Annotated in this window: 15 protein-coding genes, 1 pseudogene and 1 riboswitch; of the genes and pseudogenes, 5 read left to right on the top strand and 11 right to left on the bottom strand. The window is 70.3% G+C overall.

Features of this window, described 5'->3' with window-relative positions:
- Window positions 1–32: 32 nt before the first annotated feature.
- Window positions 33–169, bottom strand: a riboswitch (FMN riboswitch).
- 70 nt (window positions 170–239) lie between these two features.
- Complete coding sequence (gene rpe, locus QSK05_RS19595) at window positions 240–899, bottom strand: ribulose-phosphate 3-epimerase (RefSeq protein WP_285598696.1); 660 nt, start codon at window positions 897–899, stop codon at window positions 240–242.
- A gap of 95 nt (window positions 900–994) precedes the next feature.
- Here rpe and QSK05_RS19590 point away from each other — a divergent pair, with 95 nt between their 5' ends.
- The gene (locus QSK05_RS19590; protein WP_285598695.1) at window positions 995–1,405 is read left to right on the top strand and encodes a PPOX class F420-dependent oxidoreductase; all 411 of its coding nucleotides are present in this window, start codon (window positions 995–997) and stop codon (window positions 1,403–1,405) included.
- A gap of 18 nt (window positions 1,406–1,423) precedes the next feature.
- Here QSK05_RS19590 and QSK05_RS19585 read toward each other — a convergent pair whose 3' ends face one another.
- The 3 genes from QSK05_RS19585 to def form a co-directional block, all read right to left on the bottom strand.
- Window positions 1,424–2,977, bottom strand: coding sequence for an RsmB/NOP family class I SAM-dependent RNA methyltransferase (locus QSK05_RS19585; protein WP_285598694.1), 1,554 nt, complete (start codon window positions 2,975–2,977; stop codon window positions 1,424–1,426).
- Between the two features lie 145 nt (window positions 2,978–3,122).
- Window positions 3,123–4,118 carry a methionyl-tRNA formyltransferase gene (gene fmt, locus QSK05_RS19580; RefSeq protein WP_285598693.1) on the bottom strand — a complete coding sequence of 332 codons (996 nt, stop codon included), beginning with the start codon at window positions 4,116–4,118 and terminating at the stop codon, window positions 3,123–3,125.
- A 32-nt stretch (window positions 4,119–4,150) separates the two neighbouring features.
- Window positions 4,151–4,696 (bottom strand): peptide deformylase, encoded by a 546-nt coding sequence (def, locus tag QSK05_RS19575; protein ID WP_285598692.1) that lies wholly within the window; start codon window positions 4,694–4,696, stop codon window positions 4,151–4,153.
- 142 nt (window positions 4,697–4,838) lie between these two features.
- Here def and QSK05_RS19570 point away from each other — a divergent pair, with 142 nt between their 5' ends.
- Genes QSK05_RS19570 through QSK05_RS19555 form a run of 4 tightly spaced genes read left to right on the top strand, consistent with a single transcriptional unit; the run spans window position 4,839 to window position 8,306 of the window.
- Entirely contained in the window at window positions 4,839–5,921 is a 1,083-nt protein-coding gene (locus QSK05_RS19570; protein ID WP_285598691.1) for an ABC transporter substrate-binding protein, read from the top strand.
- Window positions 5,918–6,748 (top strand): ABC transporter ATP-binding protein, encoded by an 831-nt coding sequence (locus tag QSK05_RS19565; protein WP_285598690.1) that lies wholly within the window; start codon window positions 5,918–5,920, stop codon window positions 6,746–6,748. Before QSK05_RS19570 ends, QSK05_RS19565 begins: the two co-directional genes overlap by 4 nt.
- Window positions 6,745–7,530, top strand: coding sequence for an ABC transporter permease (locus tag QSK05_RS19560; RefSeq protein ID WP_285598689.1), 786 nt, complete (start codon window positions 6,745–6,747; stop codon window positions 7,528–7,530). Before QSK05_RS19565 ends, QSK05_RS19560 begins: the two co-directional genes overlap by 4 nt.
- A complete protein-coding gene (locus QSK05_RS19555; RefSeq protein WP_285598688.1) occupies window positions 7,527–8,306 on the top strand; it encodes an ABC transporter permease in 780 nt (259 codons plus the stop codon). The genes QSK05_RS19560 and QSK05_RS19555 overlap by 4 nt, the downstream gene beginning before the upstream one ends.
- Here QSK05_RS19555 and QSK05_RS19550 read toward each other — a convergent pair.
- From QSK05_RS19550 to mihF, 7 genes and pseudogenes are all read right to left on the bottom strand, one after another.
- A complete protein-coding gene (locus QSK05_RS19550) occupies window positions 8,303–8,818 on the bottom strand; it encodes a hypothetical protein (RefSeq protein WP_285598687.1) in 516 nt (171 codons plus the stop codon). The genes QSK05_RS19555 and QSK05_RS19550 overlap by 4 nt on opposite strands.
- A 75-nt stretch (window positions 8,819–8,893) precedes the next feature.
- Window positions 8,894–11,041, bottom strand: a complete 2,148-nt coding sequence (locus tag QSK05_RS19545; RefSeq protein ID WP_285598686.1) for a primosomal protein N' — start codon at window positions 11,039–11,041, stop codon at window positions 8,894–8,896.
- Between the two features lie 106 nt (window positions 11,042–11,147).
- Window positions 11,148–12,338, bottom strand: coding sequence for a methionine adenosyltransferase (gene metK / locus QSK05_RS19540; protein WP_285598685.1), 1,191 nt, complete (start codon window positions 12,336–12,338; stop codon window positions 11,148–11,150).
- 129 nt (window positions 12,339–12,467) lie between these two features.
- Window positions 12,468–13,739: pseudogene (locus tag QSK05_RS19535) on the bottom strand (bifunctional phosphopantothenoylcysteine decarboxylase/phosphopantothenate synthase); the annotation flags it as partial.
- Window positions 13,740–13,749: 10 nt separating this feature from the next.
- Complete coding sequence (gene rpoZ / locus QSK05_RS19530) at window positions 13,750–14,010, bottom strand: DNA-directed RNA polymerase subunit omega (RefSeq protein ID WP_231481587.1); 261 nt, start codon at window positions 14,008–14,010, stop codon at window positions 13,750–13,752.
- A gap of 68 nt (window positions 14,011–14,078) precedes the next feature.
- Complete coding sequence (gene gmk / locus QSK05_RS19525; RefSeq protein WP_352301930.1) at window positions 14,079–14,714, bottom strand: guanylate kinase; 636 nt, start codon at window positions 14,712–14,714, stop codon at window positions 14,079–14,081.
- A gap of 10 nt (window positions 14,715–14,724) precedes the next feature.
- Window positions 14,725–15,039 carry an integration host factor, actinobacterial type gene (gene mihF / locus QSK05_RS19520; protein ID WP_231481585.1) on the bottom strand — a complete coding sequence of 105 codons (315 nt, stop codon included), beginning with the start codon at window positions 15,037–15,039 and terminating at the stop codon, window positions 14,725–14,727.
- Window positions 15,040–15,726: the final 687 nt, after the last annotated feature.

Raw genomic sequence — 15,726 nt, 5'->3', positions numbered from 1 at the left:
AGGCAGCCCTCACCGAGGGCACACCAACGGCACCGCGTGCTGCCTCCCATCCGGACTTTCACCGTCGGTCCCGGAATTCCACCAGGTCAACCGCCCGCATCACGAGGACACGGTCGGGTCGCGGACTGTCACCGCCGGTTCGGAATTACACCGACCCCGGAGCACGCACTGCTATCAGTTACTGAACTGCCCAACAGTCTGCCACCGAACGTTGTTCCCGGGAACGGCGGGTCTCGCGATCAGCAGGCCGCAGCGGCGAGTTCACGCAACTGGGTGATGCTCGCCGCGGCATCCTGTGCCCCGTACACGGCCGAACCGGCCACGAACACGTCGGCCCCGGCGTCGGCACAGCGCTCGATCGTCGCCACCGACACGCCGCCGTCGACCTGGATCCACACGTCCAGGCCGGAGTCCTTCACGGCGGCCCGGGTGCGGCGGATCTTCGGCAGCATCGACTCCAGGAACGGCTGGCCGCCGAAACCGGGCTCGACCGTCATGATCAGCAGCATGTCGATCTCGGGCAGCAGCTCGAGATACGGCTCGATCGCGGTGGTCGGCTTCACCGCGAGCCCGGCCCGGGCCCCCTGCTTGCGCAGCTCGCGCGCCAGGCGGATCGGGGCGCCGGCGGCCTCGGCGTGGAACGTCACGCTCTTGGCACCCACCTCGGCGAAGGCCGGGGCCCAGCGGTCCGGGTCCTCGATCATCAGGTGGCAGTCGACCGGGACCGGCGACACCTTCAGGATCGACTCGACGACCGGCAGACCGAGCGTGAGGTTCGGGACGAAGTGGTTGTCCATCACGTCGACGTGCGCCCAGTCGGCGCTCGCGATGCGCTCGAGCTCACGGCCGATCTGGGAGAAGTCGGAGTTCAGGATGCTGGGAGAGATCTGGATGCCCACGGCCCCAGAGCCTAGTGCGGAGTCAGGAGCCGGTCGCAGGCGGTAGGTCCCCGGAAGCTTGACCTGAAGTCAGGTTCATCTTCGAGGATCGGTCCATGACCACGCGCCCCGAGACCGCCCACGACGAGTTCACGCCGCCGATCGTCGCCTACATCACCACGCAGACGCTCGGCCGCCTGGCCACGGTCGACGCGAACAACGCCCCCCAGAACAGCCCCGTGGGATTCACCCACAACGCCGAACTGGGCACCATCGACATCCGCGGCTGGAACCTCGGTGATTCCCGCAAGTTCCGGAACATCGAGAGAAACCCGGCAGTATCGTTCGTGATCGACGACATCCCTTCGGTCGACCCGTGGCGGGTACGCCTGGTGGAGATCCGCGGCACGGCCGAGGCTCTGCGCGGCATTCCGGCCGAGGGCGGCACGAGCGGCGAGATGATCCGCATCCACCCGCGCCGCATCATCACCTTCGGCCTGGACGGCGAGCCGCCGCCCCACGACTGAGGATTGCTGGGGCTTGTCCTAGGCCTTGCGGCGCAGCAGGGACAGGTACATCGAGTCGGTGCCGTGCAGGTGCGTCCACAGCTGCACGCCCGGGCCCTCGCCGAGGTACAGGTCGTCGGTGCCGGGCAGGCGCCGCGAGCCGATCAGGTCACGCATCACGGCCGGGGTGTCGAGGCGCTCCACGTCGTCCCGGCCCCGCAGCACGTCGTCGACCACCATCCGGGTCTCGGCCGGGTGCGGGGAGCACGTGGCGTACGCCACCACTCCGCCCGGCCGGACCGCGGCCAGCGCCGACTCCAGCAGCGCGCGCTGCAGCGGGGCCAGCGAGGTGAGGTCGGACGGGGTGCGGCGCCAGCGGGCCTCCGGACGACGGCGCAGCGCGCCCAGCCCGGTGCACGGAACGTCCACGAGGACCCGGTCGTAGCGGCCCGGCTCGGCCTCCCCGACGGTGCGGCCGTCCCGCACCCGCACGTCGTAGGCGCACTGCACGGCGGCCAGCGACTGCTGCACCAGCCCGGCCCGGTGCTCGGCCGACTCCACCGCGACCAGCTCGGCGTCGTCACCGACCAGGCCGGCCGTGTGCCGCTCGGCCAGCAGCGCCGCGAGCAGCGCGGCCTTGCCGCCCGGCCCGGCACACAGGTCGAGCCACCGGCCCCGGTCGGGGCCCACGGTCGACGCGGCCGCCGCCCCGAGCGCGACCAGCTGGCTGCCCTCGTCCTGCACGCGGGCACGGCCCTGACGGATCGCCGAGACGTCGTCGGGCGCGCCCTTCAGGATGGCCGCGACCGGTGACAGGACACCGGGCTGCGCGTGCTCCCCGTCGGTCAGCTCGGCCACGTCGGCGAGCCCGGGCAGCGCCGCGGCGACCACCGACGGGCGGGCGTTGTGCGAGGCCAGCAGCGCCGGCAGCTCGTCGGCCGGACGGCCGCTCCCCCGCAGCGCGTCACGCAGGGAACGCACGATCCACTCCGGGTGCGAGTACCGCACCGACAGGTTGCCGTCCGGGTTCTTCGCCGCGTCGGGCGCCACCCGCTCCATCCACTCGGTCTCGTCGCGCTCGCCGACCCGGCGCAGGACGGCGTTCGCGAACCGGGACGCGCCCGGCCCGGCGACCGAGCGCACCAGGTCGACCGTGGTGGAGACGGCGGCGTGCGGCGGGACCCGCATGTGCAGCAACTGGTGGACACCCAGGCGTAGGGCGTCGAGCACAGCCGGGTCGATCTCGGCGATCGGGCGGTCGGTGCCGGCCGCGATGATCGCGTCGTAGCTGCCCCGGCCACGCAGGGCACCGTAGGCCAGCTCGGTGGCCAGGCCGGCGTCGCGACCGCGCAGCCGGGCCCGGCGCAGCATGCCCGGCAGGATCAGGTTGGCGTAGGCGTCGCGCTCGGTGACGGCCCGCAGGGTCTCGTAGGCGACGCCCCGGGCGGGGTCGACGGCGGTCGGGCGACCGCCCGTCGGCCTGCTCTCGGGGCTGCCCGAGCGCGAGGAGTCCCGGCCACCGGCCCGGCCGGGTTTGCCGCCCACACGGCGGGGCGGGCCGGAAGGCCGGCCGGCCGAAGTCTGCTTGCTCATGACGCCCTCTCGAAAGCCGAGGCCAGGCGCACAGGCGCCACAACGTCCTCAAGCACGTACCTGCTACCCCGGCCGGCGACCGGGGCAATGACTGTCAGCAGTCCTTGCAAAAGCCTGTTATCACGAGCCGGGCGGGCCGGGCCGCTCACGCAACACCACCGGGAGCCGCGGTGACCGCGGCGTCCTCGGGTGCGTCCTCAAGCCCCAGACGTTCATCGCCGGCCGGGCGCGCACCGCGCGCCCAGTCCACGGCGGCCATCGCCTTCTTACCCGCCGGGCGCACCTCACCCAGCACCACGGGCCCCGTGGCGGTACCGACATGCACGGCCTTCTTCAGCACGCGCAGTTCACCCGGAGCCAGCGGTTGCGCGCCCTCCTCCGTCTCCACGACGAGGAGGGACACCGGGCCCAGGCCGAGGCGAGCCCCCCGGAACGTGGTCCAGGCCCCCGGCGCGGGCGTGCAGCCACGCACCCGGCGGTCGATGGCCACGGCGGGCTGCGCCCAGTCGACGCGAGCCTCCTCGACCAAGATCTTGGGCGCCAGCGACACACCCTCCTCGGGTTGCGGATGGGCCTCGATCTCGCCCGTCTCCAGGCCGTCCAGCACCGCGACCAGCAGGCCCGCACCGCCTTCGGCGAGCCGGCCGAGGAGATCACCGGCGGTGTCACCCGCATGCACGGTCTGGGTCATGACGCCGTAGACAGGACCGGTGTCCAGGCCCTTCTCCAGCTGGAACACCGACGCACCGGTGACCTGGTCACCCGCCATCAGCGCACGCTGCACCGGGGCCGCGCCGCGCCAGGCGGGCAGCACCGAGAAGTGCAGGTTCACCCAGCCGTGCCGCGGCACGTCGAGCGCACGCTGCGGCACGAGGGCGCCGTAGGCGATGACGGCGACACAGTCCGGGGCCAGTTCCTTCAGCAGTTCCAGAAACTCCGGGTCACCGGGTTTCGCCGGCTGGAGCACGGGCAGGCCGTGCTCGTCACCCCACTGCGCGACCGGCGAGCGGGAGACCTTGCGGCCCCGCCCCGCCACGGTGTCGGGCCGGGTGAGCACGGCGATGATCTCGTGGGGCGAGGCATGGATCGCCTCTAGTGGCGGCAGGGCGACCTCGGGGGTGCCCGCGACGATGATGCGCACGGTGGAGTCTCGCTGACGTTGGAGCGGGCGAACTAGACGGCGCGCCCGAAGGTGGCGTGCGGGCTGACCTTGACCTGCGGCGGGGCGCCGCCGGCCCATTCGGCCTCGCGGATGGCCTTCAGCGCGAGCTTGCGGGTCTCCCGGTCGAGCCGGTCGATGAACAGGATGCCGTCGAGGTGATCGGTCTCGTGCTGGATGCAGCGGGCCAGGAGCTCGGTGCCCTCGATCTCGACGGGTTCACCGTGCTGGTCGAAACCCTTGGCCACGACCCGCAGCGAGCGCTTGGTCTCGAACACCAGGTCCGGCAGCGACAGGCAGCCCTCGCCGCCCTCCTGCTCCTCGACGGACAGGTCGAGGTCGGGGTTGATGAGGTGCCCGAGCAGGCCGTCCACGTAGTAGGTGAACACCCGCAGCCCGACACCGATCTGCGGCGCGGCCAGGCCGGCACCCGGCGCGTCCATCATCGTGTCCTGGAGGTCTTTGACCAGGGTGCGCAGCTCGCGGTCGAAATCGACGACCGGCTCGGCCTTGGAGCGCAGCACGGGGTCGCCGAACAGGCGGATGGTCTGGATAGGCACCGAACGAGTCTACGGGCCGGGCGCAAATTCCCCGTCCGGAGCGCGGCCGGACCTGACATAAGATCGGAACATGGTGAAACAAGGCCGCAATCAGCCGCTCCTAGCCTCAGCCGATCATAGTTGGTACCTAGATCGGAGCACCATGTCGCGTCGTCCCGAACCCGCCCTGCTCGGCCGTCGTCGCCTCTTCCAGGCCGGGGCCATGGTGCTGGCCGGAGTTCCCCTGCTGGCGGCCTGCGGTTCGGACAGCGACGCCGCCGCGACCCCCGGCGACGGAGGCAGCGCGAGCTTCGGCGAGATCGCCGTGCAGCTGTCGTGGATCAAGAACATCGAGTTCGCCGGTGAGTACATGGCGACCACGAAGGGCTACTACGAGAAGGCCGGCTTCACCAAGGTCGAGCTGGTCGCGGGCGGCGCCTCGGGGACCACCGCGGAGTCGGCACTGGCCACCGGTAAAGCCTTCGTCGGCCTCTCCACCCCGACCGTGGTCGCCCCGGCCATCCTCAAGGGCGCGCCGCTGAAGATCGTCGGCACGACCTACCAGAAGAACCCGTTCTGCATCCTGTCCATCGACAAGAAGCCGATCGCCTCCCCCGCCGACATGGTGGGCAAGAAGATCGGCGTGCAGACCGGCGCCAACCAGGTCATCTTCGCCGCGCTGCTGAAGGCCAACGGCATCGCCGAGGGCGACGTGGAGATCGTGCCGGTGCAGTTCGACCCGACGGTGGTCACCACCGGTGAGGTCGACGGCTTCATGAGCTACATCACCAACGAGCCGATCCTGCTGGCCGCGCGCGGTTTCGAGGTCACCACGTTCCTGATGGCCGACCACAAGCTGCCGTTCGTCGCGGAGACGTTCACGGTGCTGCAGGAGTCGATCGACAAGGAGCGCGACAAGGTCAAGGCGTTCCTCAAGGCGGAGATCCAGGGCTGGACCGACGCCGTGGCCAGCCCGGAGGACTCGGCCGAACTGGCCGTCACCAACTTCGGCAAGGACCAGGGCCTGAAGCTCGAGGAGCAGGTCAAGGAGGCCACCGCGCAGAACGACCTGATCGTCAGCGACGACACCAAGGCCAACGGGCTCTTCACCATGACCCAGGAGCTGATCGACGCGAACATCGAGGTGCTCGCGCTGTCGGGTGTCACGATCACGGCCGAGCAGCTGTTCGACCTGTCCCTGCTGGAAGAGGTCTACGCCGAGAACCCCGAGCTGAAGACCGCATGAGCACGGGCACCACCCCCGACGCCACCTCCGAGGTCACCTCGGGCGTCACGTCCGGCATCACCCTGGAGGGCCTGGGCAAGACGTTCCGGATGGGCCGCCGCACCGTGACGGCCCTGGAGAACGCCGACCTGAGCACGCCCCAGGGTTCATTCCTGACGTTGCTCGGGCCCTCCGGCTGCGGGAAGTCGACGATCCTGCGCATCCTGGCCGGTCTGGAGACACCGACCACCGGCCAGGCGCTGGTGCACGGTGAGACCCCGCAGCAGTTGCGCGGGCGTCATCACCTGGGCATCGCCTTCCAGGACTCGGCCCTGCTGCCCTGGCGCAGTGTGCGCACGAACATCCGTCTGCCGCTGGAGATCTCCGGTCTGAAGGCCGACCCGGACTACATCGACGAGCTGATCGAGCTGGTCGGGCTCACCGGGTTCGAGAAGGCCCGGCCCGCGCAGTTGTCCGGCGGTATGCGCCAGCGCGTGTCGATCGCGCGGGCGCTGGTGGTGAAGCCGTCGGTGCTGCTGCTGGACGAGCCTTTCGGGGCGCTCGACGACATGACCCGCCAGCGGCTCAACCTGGAGCTGCTGCGGATCTGGACGCAGAAGCCGGCCACCACGCTGATGGTCACGCACGGCGTGGCCGAGGCGGTGTTCCTCTCCGACGTGGTGGCGGTGATGAGCCCCCGGCCTGGTCGCATTCTCGAACTGGTGCCCGTGGACCTCCCCCGTCCCCGGACACCCGAGATGATGCGGACGCCGGAGTTCCACGCGATCCACGACCGGCTGTCCGACCTGCTGTTCGGCAAGGGCGGCGCCGCGATGGGTTCCGAATGACCACGGTCGACACGTCCCGCCGGGTGTCCCGGGTCCGGATGCCGGCCTGGTCGGGTGGTCTGGTCGGCACCGTGCTGCTCGTAGCGGTCTGGTGGCTGCTGGCGCTGACGGTCTTCTCCGGGTCGGGGTCGGTGCCGACCCCCTGGTCGGTGGTGACCCAGATGGCGGACGACGGATGGGACTTCTACGCCACCAACGCCGGCATCACGCTCCGCAGTGCCTCCCTGGGATTCCTCTGGGGCAACGCCGCGGCCCTGGCCGTGGCCGTCCTCGCACTGCTGCTGCCGCCGCTGGAGACCGTGGCCACGCAGCTCGCGGTGATCAGCTACTGCATGCCGCTCACCGCGATCGGCCCGATCGTGCTGGTGATCTTCGGCGGACGGGCTCCCTCGATCTTCCTGGCCGCGCTCTCGGTCTTCTTCACCACGCTGATCGGCTCGCTGCTGGGGCTCAAGGCGGCCGACCGCACCAGCCTCGACCTGGTCGCGGCCTACGGCGGCGGCCGGTTCCAGCAGTTACGAAAGGTTCGCGTGGTGGCGGCCTTGCCCCACGTGTTCAATGCTCTCAAGATCGCCGCACCGGCCGCCATGCTCGGCGCGATCCTCGGTGAGTACCTGGGCGGCATCGACAACGGCCTGGGGGTGGCGCTGACCGTGGCGCAACAGCAGTACATCGTGCCCCGGACCTGGGCCCTGGCCCTGGTCACCGGGGCCCTGGCCGGACTCGGTTACGCGTTCTTCGCTGTGCTGGCCCGGTTCGCGACACCGTGGCGGGTCTCATGAGCCGCGCCCTGGCCCGGGCCCTGGCCCCGCTGCTCGTCTCTGCCGTGGTGGCGGTGGTCGCGTGGGAACTGTTCCTGCGGGCCTTCGACGTGAACCCGCTAATCGGGAAGGACCCGGCCGCGGTCTGGGAGTACCTGTTCACCGCGCCCGAGGCCGCCGCGAACCGCACGTCCGTGATCGATCCGCTGCTGGTCACGCTGAAGGACGGCGCCCTCGGGTTCGCCGGGGGCATGATCGCGGCGGTGCTGGTGGCCGTGACGTTCGTGCTGTTCCGCAGCGTCGAGCAGGCCTTCCTGCCGGTGGCGATGCTGCTGCGCTCGGTGCCCCTGGTCGCGATGACACCGCTGGTCACGCTGGTGTTCGGCCGGGGCCTGACCGGGGTCTCGGTGATCGCCGGGATCGTGGTGTTCTTCCCGGCCCTGGTGACGATCGTGTTCGGGCTGCGCTCGGTGAACCCGCTGGCCCGCGACCTGGTCGCGGCCTACGGCGGGAGCAGCCTCACGGCCCTGCGCAAGGTCGCGTTCCCCAGTGCCCTGCCCTCGCTGTTCGCGGCGATGCGGATCTCCGTGCCGGGTGCCCTGATCGGCGCCCTGGTGGCGGAGTGGCTGGCCACCGGCAAGGGCGTGGGCGGCGAGATCCTGCGGGACATCGGCGCCTTCGGCTACGACCACCTGTGGGCGTCGATCATCGTGCTCACCGCCGTGTCGGTGGTGCTGTACACCGTGCTGGGGCTCATCGAGCAGATCGTGCTGGCCCGGTTCTCGGACCAGCACTAGCCCTTCTCGTTCATCCCCTTCTCGTTCATCACGTAGCCGTCGCGGGCCAGACCGGGCTTCAGACCGGGATGGATCGCCGGGGAGGGCAACCGGATGCGCCGGGCGCGGGCAGCCTTACGGGCTCCCCCGCCCGGGCTCTTCGGCCGGATCAGCCGCACGAACTCGTCCCGGTCCTCCACACTCACGACGAGGGTGGTGAGGGGAACCTTCCAGCCCAGCACGCGGGCGTGGATGCCGATGCCGAGCTGGATCCGGACCAGGTGCTGAGTGCTGCCGTTCACCAGCCAGGTGCCCCGCCAGCCGTGCACGCCCAGACTGATCACGGTGCGGTCGTCGGTCTCCACAGTGGCGATCGCGTGCCGCGGGATCGTGGCCTGGAAGGCCCACCCCAGCCACACCCGCACCTCGTCGTCCGTCACGACGATGCCGCTCACCGAGGGACCGCACGCCAGCACGCCCAGCAGCCGGCGCATGCCTCGCGTGTAGGCGATCCGGAACGTCGTCTCCGCCATCTCCACCACCTCTTCGTCCGACACTACGGTGATGGAGGGACGATGGCGAGGGATCCGGACACCCTGCGGGCAGGTTCACCCGGGGTTCAGCGGATCGAGCTGGATGCGGGTGGCCCCGGGTTCACGGCGTGAGCTTCGGATCGCCGCGGCCGCGTGCAGGGCCCGGGCCAGGTTCGCCAGTTCTCCCCGGGGCGCGCGCAGCAGCACGCGCACCTGGGTCTCGTCGATCTCCTCGGGCTCGTCCCGCTTCTCCTCGAGGCCGGCCAGGGTGGCGGCCCGTGGGATGTGCCGGCGCGGCGGTTTCGGTCGCGGTTCATCAGCAACGGACGAGGTGAGCACCTCGGTCGGTCCCAGGGTCTGGGTGCCCTCCGGGAGCTGGGCGGTGCGGACCAGGGAGTTCACCGCGGTCGCGGTGCCGGTGACGTCGACGAGCACGACCGCCGGCGGGAATCCCAGCTCGCTGCGCTCGTCCAGTTCCCTCTCGGCCTGACTGCCCGGGTCGATGCGGACCAGCGCCTGCACGGCCGGGGCCTGCGGGTCGGCGGTGATCACGACCGCGCCCCCCTCCTGCGAGGGACGCACCTGTGCCGACGCACCCAGCCAGCGACGCAGCGCGTCCTCGCTGGCCCGGAGGTCGGGACGCTCCAGCAACCGGCCGGCGTCGAGCAGCACGGCAGCGGCGTACCCGCCCTCGACCGGAGGCTCGATGCCCGGTGTGGAGACGACCAGCGCATGGGCCGGCACGTGCGGCGTGGGCCCGTCGGCCTGCGGCACCACCACCGCGGCACCCGGGAACGCCTGGCCGAGTTCCTCCGCCGTGCGCCCGACCCCGACCGTGGTGGCCCTCAGCCGGCGGCCCTGGCAGGTGGTGCAGCGCCACGCCGCCGTGACCCGGCCGCACCAGCGGCACTCGGGCAGGCCGGCCTGATCCCCACGGGCCGCGGACGGGAAACCGAGCGGCCCGTGACAGTGCTCGCACCGGGCCGGGTGCCGACAGTCCTGGCAGGCGAGGCCGGGCAGGTAACCGGCGCGCGGGACCTGCACCAGCACCGGCCCGCGTTTCAGGCCGTCGTTGATGGCACGCCAGGCCGGGCTCGGCAGACGGCCGTGGGCGCCGGGATCGTCGCCGCCGCCGAATGCGGTGGCCGCGACCTGGATCCGCGGCCAGGCTCCGCGCACCACGGCACGGTCGGCCGCGACGGGCCGGGCCCAGCCGGCGCGCAGCCAGGCCGCGCACTCCACCGACTGCGACCAGGAGCCCGCGATCAGGGCCGCACCCTCCAGCCCGGCGCGCAGGGCCAGTACCTCCCGGGCGTGCGGGTAGGGCGCGCGCGGTTCGGCGTGCATCTCGTCGCCGTCGTCCCAGATCACGACCAGGCCCAGGTCGTGCACGGGCGCGAAGGCGGTGGCGCGGGTGCCGATCGCCACCTTCACATCGCCCCGGGAGACCGCCAGGAAGTTGCGGTACCGGGTGGTGGGACCGAGGTCGGCCTCCAGGCGGGCGTGCCGCCCAGCACCCAGCCGCCGGGTCAGGGTCTGGTCGAGGGCGTCGACGTCACGTTTGTCGGGCAGCACGACCAGAGACCCGCGACCGGCCCGCAGCGCGGTCTCGATCGCGGCGGCCAGATCGTCGCACCAGGCCGGGCCGGGCAGAGCCTGCCACACCGCGCGGGGGGCATCACCGGCAGCGATGCGGGCCAGCAGGGCCGGACCGGCGCGGTAGCGCTCCCAGCCGGTGACCGGTTCCTGCCCGAGGGGCTCGAGGGGCTCTGGACGAGCGGCCTGCTCGACGCGGGCATGGCGGGGCGGCACGGCCAGACGCAGGACATCGGTGAGGTTGCCCGCGTAGCGCTCGGCCACCGCCCGGCACAGGCGCAGCACGGCCGGGGCAAGGACCGGCTCGGGCGACACCACCCTGCGCAGCGGCGCCAGCCGCCCCTGGTGCTCCGACTCGTCCACCCGCTCGAGCAGGTAGCCCTCGATGTCCTGACCGCCGAACCGCACCCGCACCCGCACCCCGGGCTGCGCCGCGACGGACATCGGCTCGGGCACCAGGTAGTCGAAGACCCGGTCGAGGTGGGGCAAGGGCACATCAACGGTGATCCGGGCGACGGGCAACTGCGCGGCCGCGGCCGCAGGCGGCTTGGGCTTACGGCCCCGGGTCGCGGCGCGCAGCAGTTCCAGCTGGTCGCCGGAGCTGCTGGCGTCGGATCCCGTGCTCATGGGTCCCAACCTAAAGCAGAACGGCCGCCACCCTTGCGGGTGACGGCCGGGCTGTGGACAACTGGCGGGTCTTGCCTACCTGACGCTGCCTGAAGCTGTCCGACGCCTACCCGATCGCTGCGCGGAGCGCGTCGACGCGGGTGGTCTGTTCCCAGGTCATCCCCGGAAGGTCGCGGCCGAAGTGACCGTACGCGGCGGTCTGGTGATACTTCGGCTTCAGCAGGTCCAGATCCCGGATGATCGCGGCCGGCCGCAGGTCGAACACCTCACGGATCGCCGCAGTGATCCGGGCCGGGTCCACGCTCTCGGTACCGAACGTCTCCACATACAGACCCACCGGCTGCGCCTTACCGATCGCATACGCGACCTGCACCTCGCACCGCTTGGCCAGACCCGCCGCCACCACGTTCTTGGCCACCCAGCGCATCGCGTACGCAGCTGAACGGTCCACCTTGCTCGGGTCCTTCCCCGAGAAGGCGCCACCACCGTGCCGCGCGAAACCACCGTACGTATCCACGATGATCTTCCGGCCCGTCAGACCCGCATCCCCCATCGGGCCACCGACCTCGAACCGGCCCGTGGGGTTGATCAGCAACCGGTAGTCGGACGTATCGATCTCGACCCGGTCCAGCACCGGCTTGATCACGTGATCGACCACATCCGGCTGCAGCAGATTCTCCAGACTCACATCCGCCGCGTGCTGGCTCGAGACCACCACCGTGTCCAGACGCACCGCCCGGTCACCGTCATAAGCAATCGTGACCTGGGTCTTGCCGTCCGGCCGCAGATACGGCACCTCACCCGACTTACGCACCTCGGTCAGACGCTCGGCCAGACGGTGCGCCAGCCAGATCGGCAACGGCATCAACTCCGGCGTGTCATCGTTCGCATACCCGAACATCAGACCCTGATCGCCAGCACCCTGAAGGTCCAGCGGGTCCGCACCGGCCTCGACCCGCGCCTCGTACGCCGTGTCGACACCCTGCGCGATGTCCGGGGACTGCGCCCCGATACTCACCTCGACCCCACACGAATTACCGTCAAAACCCTTGGTCGAGGAGTCATACCCGATATCCAGGATCGTCTTGCGCACGATCGCCGGAATATCGACGTACGACTTCGTGGTCACCTCGCCGGCCACATGCACCAGACCAGTCGTGACCATCGTCTCGACCGCCACGCGGGACGTCGGATCCTGCTCCAGCAGGGCATCAAGAATCGCGTCACTGATCTGGTCACAGATCTTGTCGGGGTGCCCCTCAGTGACGGACTCAGAGGTGAACAGGCGATCGGACACGGCACTCCCGAAGGGTGTGATGACGAGCAGAGTTGTGAACGGTTACGGGCGGCAAGACGTCAGCCGCGCCGACTACTCTAACCATCCTGGTCGACAAGGGGCGCCGGTGGTCGGCACACCCCGGGTGAACTACGGGGCGAGCAGGGGGACGACGGCTTCCCAGATCGCTCCGGCCACCGTCTCCTTGGTACCCGCCGGAACGGAAGTCACAGTGCCGTCCGCGGACAGTAACGTCACCTCGGTGTCGTCCTTGCCGAACACCTTCCCGGCCGCGACATCGTTCAATACCAGCAGGTCACAGCCCTTTTTGGCCAGTTTGGCAGTGGCGTGGTCGAGCGCGCTCCCGGTCTCGTCACCGGTCTCGGCGGCGAATCCGACCACCACCTGACCGGCCCGGCGGGACGCCACGAGCCCGGCGAGGATGTCGGGATTGCGGACGAGGGTCACCACCGGCGCGTCGTCCGCATCCGCACTTTTCTTGATCTTGTGCTCGGCCACCTCGGACGGACGGAAGTCGGCCACGGCCGCGGCCATCACGACCACGTCGGCGTCCTGGGCGGCGACGGTCATCGCCTCGCGCATCTGCAGCGCGCTCTCCACGCGCACCACGTCGGCGCCGTCGGGGGCAGGCACCTCGATCGGGCCGGCGACCAGGGTCACCCGGGCGCCCCGTTCGAGGGCGGCCTTCGCCAGGGCCACCCCCTGGCGGCCGGACGAACGGTTACCGAGGAACCGCACCGGGTCGAGGGGCTCGCGGGTGCCGCCGGCCGAGACCACCACGTGACGGCCGGCGAGAGCATGATCGGAACGCCGGCCGCGGGTGCGCTCCTCAGCGGGTCGGGCACCTTCACGGCTGCGCTGACCGCTCTCCCCGCTCTCCAGCAGGGCCAGGGCGGCGGCGAAGAGGTCTTCCGGCTCGGGCAACCGACCCGGGCCGGTGTCGGCACCGGTGAGACGGCCGCTGGCGGGTTCCACCACGGTCACACCACGCTCGCGCAGGGTAGCGACGTTGGCGACGGTGGCCGGGTGCGTCCACATCTCGGTGTGCATCGCCGGGGCGAGCAGCACCGGACATCGCGCAGTGAGCAGAACGTTCGTGAGCAGGTCGTCGGCCAGACCGTGAGCGGCCTTGGCCAGGAGGTCGGCGGTGGTGGGAGCCACCACGACCAGGTCGGCCTGCTGGCCGATCCGGACGTGCGGCACCTCGTGGACGTCGTCCCACACCGAGGCCGAGACCGGGTGCCCGGAGAGGGCCGCCCAGGTCGGAGCCCCGACAAAGGTCAGCGCCGCCTGGGTGGGAACCACCCGGACGTCGTGACCGGCCTCCTTGAACAGGCGCAGCAGGAGGCAGGCCTTGTAGGCGGCGATACCGCCACCTACGCCGAGAACGATCTTCAGGGGATGGCCCTGGTCAGTCGTGCTTCTCGGCGGTCAGCAGGCCCTCGTTGATCTCCCGCATGGCGACGGAGAGGGGCTTCTCCTGCACGTGCGTCTCGACCAGCGGGCCGACGTACTCCAGCAGGCCCTCGCCCAGCTGCGAGTAGTACGCGTTGATCTGACGCGCGCGCTTGGCGGCGAAAATGACCAGCGAGTACTTCGAGTCCACCGTCGACAGCAGGTCGTCGATCGGCGGGTTGGTGATGCCTTCGGGGCTGGCAACAGTTCCGGACACGCAAACTCCAGGCTTCGATGGTGCGGTGTGAGCTCGACACGAACAGGCCGCGTCGCGACCAGGGTAGTTCAGTGGTGCGAATCGACCCTGCTGACCGGGCTGTCGGTCGGGGTCAGACCCATCCATGATACGAGCTCGTTCGTGGCGCGCAGGACATCGTCGTTCACGATGCTGATGTCGAACTCTGACTCGGCGGCCATCTCGACCTCCGCCGTGCGCAGCCTCCGTGCGCGCTCCTCACTGTCTTCGGTGCCTCTCCCGACCAGCCGGCGGACGAGTTCGTCCAGGCTGGGCGGCTTGAGGAAGACGAAGAACGCGGAGGCCATGTTCTCGCGAACCTGCCGGGCGCCCTGCAGGTCGATCTCCAGCAGGGCCGGACGGCCCTGCGAGAGAACCTGCTCGACCGCGGCGCGCGGGGTGCCGTACCGATGCCGGCCGTGCACCACCGCCCACTCCAGGAGCTGATCGGTCGCGATCAGCTCGTCGAACTTGGCGTCGTCCACGAAGAAGTAGTGGACGCCGTCAACCTCTCCCGGCCTCGGGGGCCGGGTGGTGACCGAGACGGAGAGCCAGATCTGCTCATAGCGGCGGCGGATATCGGCCGCGACCGTTCCCTTCCCCACCGCCGTGGGCCCTGCCAGTACTGTCAGCCGTCCTGGCCGAACCTCCCCGCCCCCCGACGGGTTCTGCCGCTCCGTCCCGATCACCGGTGGTTCAGCTCCCGAAGCGCTTGATCAGCGCAGCGATCTGGTTGGAGCCGAGACCACGCACACGCCGGGACTCGGAGATGCCGATCTCTTCCATGATCTGACGGGCACGCACCTTGCCCACACCGGGCAGAGCCTCGAGAAGCGCCGACACCTTCATCTTGCCGATCACCTCGTTCTCCTGCCCCTCTTTGATCACTTCCCCGAGTGAGCCCTGCGAGTACTTGAGCCTGTTCTTGATCTCGGCACGAGCACGCCGAGCCTCGGCCGCCTTCACCAGGGCGGCGGCCCGCTGCTCGGGAGTCAGGGGGGGCAGAGCCACTTGAGTCACCTCAGTTGTTCGTCGAACTCAGTAGGTAGTTGAGCCATACCGGAGTAATTCCGGCCGTCCAGCCGATCATTCCTATCCGATCGGCGCAGGCAGACCGCGAAATCTGGTCCGAACCTAGCGAGTCGGTATCCCGGAGGGCAACGCGGGGGGCCGTGTCGCCACTTCCCTGATCCGCGGGCCTTTCGTTCGCCCGTACCGCCAGCTTCCAGCCGTGTTCCGGTCGCCACGGAGCACCGATCGAGAATGATCGGTGCACCGTTGGGAGCCGACACTAACGGCTAATCCAGACATACTGGTATTCATGTCCGCCAGGACGCGCCGTGAAACCGGCATCCGGCGATTGTTCAGCGGTCCTGACCGGGTTTTTCTCCAGGATTGCCTGGCTGGATCCTGCCAGAGCGTTGTCAGGCCCCCACCGGCGGTATCCATTGACCGCTGGTTCGGGTGGGCGAAAAGAATTCTCCGGAGCACCTCGGAGCCGGTCTGGTCGGCCTCTGGTCGGCCTCTGGTCGGCCCCCAGCCAGCCGCCAGCCAGCCCCCGGTAAGTCCCCGGTCAGTCCTGTTCAGTCCGGGTCAGTCTCGGTCAGTCCCTGGTCCGCCTCTGGCCAGCCCAACGACTGCGACCGACAGCCCGCGCCGAACCCTAGAATCAGCCTGCACCGGGCCGGACCTGCACCG

Origin of the sequence: Kineosporia sp. NBRC 101731, from assembly GCF_030269305.1 — a bacterium.
Taxonomy (GTDB): domain Bacteria; phylum Actinomycetota; class Actinomycetes; order Actinomycetales; family Kineosporiaceae; genus Kineosporia.
Note: the sequence above shows the minus strand (reverse complement) of the source record. Positions and strands in the feature narration are given on the sequence as shown.